Below are 5418 nucleotides of genomic sequence, written 5' to 3'. Positions count from 1 at the left end.
ATTTTTATTCATATCTTTTGCAAAAAAATATGAACGAGGTTTTAAAACATTTTTCCCTAAAATATTTATATTTTCATAATCTTTCATTTTTATCCTTTCAATACTTTTATTTTAAATATCTTTATCCTTTTACAGAACCACCATATATCCCTGATATAAAATATTTTTGCAATGATAAAAAAACAATTATAACTGGTGTTATACTAATTAAAATAGCAACGAACACTTGTCCATAATCAGCAGGTTTAGCTTCAACTATGGTAGATATTAATACTGGTAATGTAGTATAATCTTTATTATTTAATATTATTAATGGCCATAAAAAATTACCCCATTGATTTATAAAACTTAAAATTCCTAGTGCAGCAATAGCAGGTAATTGTATGGGCAATACTAATTGATGAAAAATTCTAATTTCATTAGCTCCATCTACTCTGCCAGATTCTATAATTTCATCAGGTACACTCATCATATTTTGTTTCATAAAAAATACTCCAAAAATATTGGCTAATGCTGGTATTATTATTGCTTTTGCACTATTTACCCATCCTAATTTTATAGAAATTTTAAACAAAGGTATTAAAGTTACTTGAAGTGGTAACATCATGCTCATTAAAATTAAACCAAATAAAATATTTTTCCCCTTAAAATTAAATTTTGCAAATGCATAACCTGTTAATCCTGAAATATATACAGTTAAAATTGTATAAGTTCCTGAAATAAATAAAGAATTTTTAAAAGTTTGCCAAATTGGTTCTTTATTTACTAAATTATTGTAATTTATAAAGAAATTTGACCCGAATGTTAATTTGGGTGGTAATCCAAAAATTTCGCTATTCGTTAATGTTACACCCACTAATAACCAATAAAATGGATATAATGCTATGAAACTTGCTATTATTAAAATTACATATTGCAATATATTATCTTTTGTTTTAAATTTCAAATTATTCACCACCCTTTGTTAATTTTATCTGTATAATACTCATAACAAAAACTATAGTTGTTATTACATAAGCAATTGCTGATGCATAACCAAATTTAAAATTTTTAAACCCATATGAATATAAATACATTATTGGGGTTAATGTACTATTACTAGGTCCACCATTTGTTAAAATCATCGGTTCTGTAAATAATTGTATTGTTCCAATTGTACTCATAATTGCACAAAACAACATAATAGGTTTTAATAATGGCAATGTTATTTTAAATAATCTAGTAATTTTACCAGCTCCTTCAATATCTGCAAATTCATATAAACTTTTATCAATTGATTGTAATCCAGATAAAATAATAATAGTATTATAGCCTGTCCATCTCCAAGTTATTGCAATAACTATTAATATTTTAGCTGCTAAATAATTTGATATCCAATATATTGGTGGTATATGAATTAAACTTAATAAATGATTTATTATTCCAAAATGTTCATTAAAAAACACAGAAAAAACTATAGAATAAGTTACTAAATCTATTAAAACAGGTAAAAAAATAAATAATCTAAATAATCCCTTAAATTTTAATGTTTCTGAATTTAACATTGTTGCAAATATTGTTGCTAATAATATCATAATTGGAACTTGTAAAGCTAATATTATAAACACATTTAGGATTGATTGCCAAAAAATTTTATCTGTTAATACTAATTTATAATTTTCTAAACCTACAAATATGTTTTTAAGCCCTTTCACTTCATGAAATGACAAATAAAATGATTCCAATATTGGATATACTAAAAATAATATAAATAAGGTGAAAAAAGGTGTTATAAATATATATGGGATAAATTTTTTTTTCATTTTACCGCCTTTCAAATAAACGGGAGAGTCTATTCCCTCCCATTTTTTTATATTTATTATATTTAATTAATTGGTAATTTTGTTAGTCTATGAATAGTCTCAGCTGTATTTTTCAATGATTCATCTATACTTTTATCACTATTCATTATTTCCGATGACAAGTCATATAATGGTTTTGATGCATCTAACATTATAGAACCATATTCCATATTAGGAATTCCCTCTGTTAATTTAGCGAAATAACCATTTATATCCATTCCAAAATATGGATTATCTGCTTTAAAATTAGCTTCTTGATAGTATGGTGTGTATGCTGGGAATAATCCATATGATATCATAACATCTTCACCTTTAGTTGTTGTTAAAGCAAACTTAACAAAATCATAGGCTTCATCTTGATATTTTGATTGTGCTGATAACGCTAAAGATGAACCTCCTAAATTTGCTCTTCTATTTCCATCTTTTTCAAATGCAGGTATTTCTGTTATCTTCCATTTTCCTTTTTGATCTGATAATTGAGTAGTAAATGTTCCAGCATACCATATTGGAAATATAACAGAAGCAATTTTACTATTATTCATAGCAACTATTCTTCCACCCCAATCTGATTGATTTAATAGTATTTTTTCTTTTTGCATTTTTCTCATTAGTTCATATGCCTTTTTAGCTTCAGGTGAATTTATATTTATTTTACCATTTTTAACATATGAACCACCTAATTGATTAAATAATATAGGGAATAATTGAAGACGATCTGTCATATATACATCAGGAAATATTTTTTGTAATTTTTTCCCTGCATCAATATAACCATCATAAGTTTCAAAATCTTTTTCAGTTACCCCTGCTTTTTCAAACATATCCGCTCTATAATATAGTGCAACAGGTCCAATATCCCATGGAAATGCAAATATTTTGTTATCACGACTTACCATCTTTATAGCCGCTGGAAGAAATTTATCTTTTAATCCATCACTTTCAAATTTAGATGTTATATCTGCTAACTGACCATCAAATTTTTCTATAAAACTTTGCACATCTCTAATTTGTAGACTAAATATATCAGGTACTCCTTGACCAGCTGATAATTGAGTTATTAATTTTGTATAATCACCATCAACTTCTAAAATTTCAATTTTTATATTAGGGTGTTCTTTTTCATATATTTTAGCAACATCTCCTAATGCTTTAGCTGCAACATTCCATGTAGCAATTTTTAAAGTTATTTGTTCATTTTCACTTGTCTTAGCTTCATTTGCATTTCTATCCCCACAAGAAATAACAAATATACTCATTAACATTAATCCAAATAATTTAATTTTTTTCATCATAATATTCCTTTCATATTTATTTCTTTTATATTATTTTATCTAGATATTAAAAAAAGTAAAGAGTTTTATTTTAGTAAAATCTTTTAAAGTTTTACTTAAAAATTTATTTAAAATAAAAGATTAAATAATTTAATATAATAAAATATTAGGTAAAATTACCTAATATTTTTACTTATTTTATATTTAAAATTTTTCTAACTACATATGATGACATAAACATTCCTGATACAGGTGGATTAAATGCAGTACTTCCAGGAAAATCATATTCATGCTTTATTGCAACTTCATCAGAATACACAACTGGAATTTCTAATGCAGATTTAAAATCTTTCAATTCTCGCCTAAGTTTTCTTGCCAAAGCACATGATTTAGTGTTTTTCAATTTATCAATTTTTATTTTTTCAGGTTTAATTTTATTTCCCATACCCATACTTGAAATTATTTTAATCTTATTTCTACTACAATACTTAATAAGTTCTATCTTTGATGAAATATCATCAATAGCATCAAGAACATAATCATATTCTTTAAGATTAAATTCATCAATATTTTCAGGTGTTAATTTTTTAGTTTCAATTTTCAAATTACACTCAGGGTTAATTGATAATATTCTATTAGCAATCTCATCTGTCTTATTTAATCCTATTGTTTTAATATTAGCATGTAATTGTCTGTTTATATTACTAATTGATATTGTATCATAATCTACTATGCATATATTGCCAACAAATGATCTCGCCAATGCCTCAGCTGCAAACGAACCCACACCACCTAAACCAAATATTATACATTTAGCATTTCTAAGTTTATCTATTCCTTCTTGTTTTATCAATATTTCTAATCTTTGACTTTTTTCATTCATATTATTACTTTCTTATTTATTCACTAATTTTCAATGATTCTATCATATTTATATCTCTTATTTGCTTAGTCAATACTACTAACACCAATATTACAAACATAAATGGTAATAATGCACTATAAAGTATAACATTATAATTAAAGTATAAAACTAACTCTATTACAGAAGTTTTAAATTGATCTGCAACTATTATATGCAAATATCTTCCTAAAAATATTCCAACTGTTATTGATAATATAGCCAAAATTAATATCTCTCTAAATATATAGCGATTTAATTCTCTATTTGTATAACCAATAACTTCTAATGTCGCTATTTCTCTTCTTCTTTCAATAATATTAATATTTCCTAAATTATATGTAACTGTTATTGCAAGACTTGCTCCTAAAACTATCATAAAGACAACAACTGCATTTAAACTTTTTATTTGATTATTGAATATTTCTTTATTATCTGCTGTATAAGATACTGTATATACTATATCATCATTTAAATCAATTTTTTCATTTTTAAATTTTATAGCTAAAGAATTTACAATACTATCTTTATTTTTAGTATATATATATTGCGAAATATAATTTTCAAATATTTTATCAATTTTTATATTTTCGTTTTGATTATATCTATCTAAATAACCTATATTATCATTTTCAGATATTTCCAATATTTTAGCTGTTTTGTTTGAAATTATTGTTTCATTTTCTTCTAATTCAAAAGTATAAAAATCTTTATAATTATTATCAATTATTTCTATTTTTTCTATATTATATTCCCTATTATTTTTTTCTATTTTTACTATACTTGAATTCTGTTTCAATACTTCTGCATCATTACTAATTTTATTTATATATTTTTCTATTTCTTCATTACTAACATTTGGTTTTAAATATACAGTTGCATCTACTTTTTGTATTTTACTATATTGTATATCAACTATGTCTTTTATAGAGTATCTTATTGCAATTCCCAAATATATTAACGAAGTACATAAACTAATTCCAAATAATGTCATAAATAATCTTAATTTATATTTGATTAAATTTCTTAAAATTATACTTTTAAATTTCACAACACTAATCTTTTCATCATTAGAATTAAGCAAAGTTATAACTTTTTTGTTTAATAATTTTCTTAATATTAAAATAACTGTCAATATTATTACAGCTATTAAAACGAACGCATTTATCAATATTATTTTATAATCTATGTATAAATTAAACTTAGTAAATATATCAATAGTATTTGTGAAAAAACTAGGTATTAATAATTTAGGTAATAATAATACACCAATAACACTACCAAATATTATTCCAATTATAGCTGGTATTAAAGCATATAAAAGAAATTTCTTAATCACAATTTTATTGGAATAACCTAAAAATTTATATGTCCCTATAATATTTCTTTGTTCAAATGAAAATCT

5 protein-coding genes are annotated in these 5418 nt (G+C 23.7%); all 5 read right to left on the bottom strand.

Going from position 1 to position 5418, the window contains the following annotated elements:
- Positions 1-121: 121 nt before the first annotated feature.
- Positions 122-946: a carbohydrate ABC transporter permease gene (locus AWT72_RS07905; protein ID WP_067143362.1), complete on the bottom strand. Its 825-nt coding sequence runs from the start codon at positions 944-946 to the stop codon at positions 122-124.
- A gap of 1 nt (position 947) precedes the next feature.
- A complete protein-coding gene (locus tag AWT72_RS07900; RefSeq protein WP_067143357.1) occupies positions 948-1802 on the bottom strand; it encodes a carbohydrate ABC transporter permease in 855 nt (284 codons plus the stop codon).
- 62 nt (positions 1803-1864) lie between these two features.
- A complete protein-coding gene (locus AWT72_RS07895) occupies positions 1865-3130 on the bottom strand; it encodes an ABC transporter substrate-binding protein (protein ID WP_067143354.1) in 1266 nt (421 codons plus the stop codon).
- Between the two features lie 175 nt (positions 3131-3305).
- Positions 3306-3995 (bottom strand): tRNA threonylcarbamoyladenosine dehydratase, encoded by a 690-nt coding sequence (locus tag AWT72_RS07890; protein WP_067143351.1) that lies wholly within the window; start codon positions 3993-3995, stop codon positions 3306-3308.
- Between the two features lie 16 nt (positions 3996-4011).
- On the bottom strand, positions 4012-5418 hold a 1407-nt coding region (locus AWT72_RS07885; protein ID WP_156413114.1), incomplete at its 5' end, for an ABC transporter permease.

The organism is Oceanivirga salmonicida (assembly GCF_001517915.1).
GTDB lineage: Bacteria > Fusobacteriota > Fusobacteriia > Fusobacteriales > Leptotrichiaceae > Oceanivirga > Oceanivirga salmonicida.
Note: the sequence above shows the minus strand (reverse complement) of the source record. Positions and strands in the feature narration are given on the sequence as shown.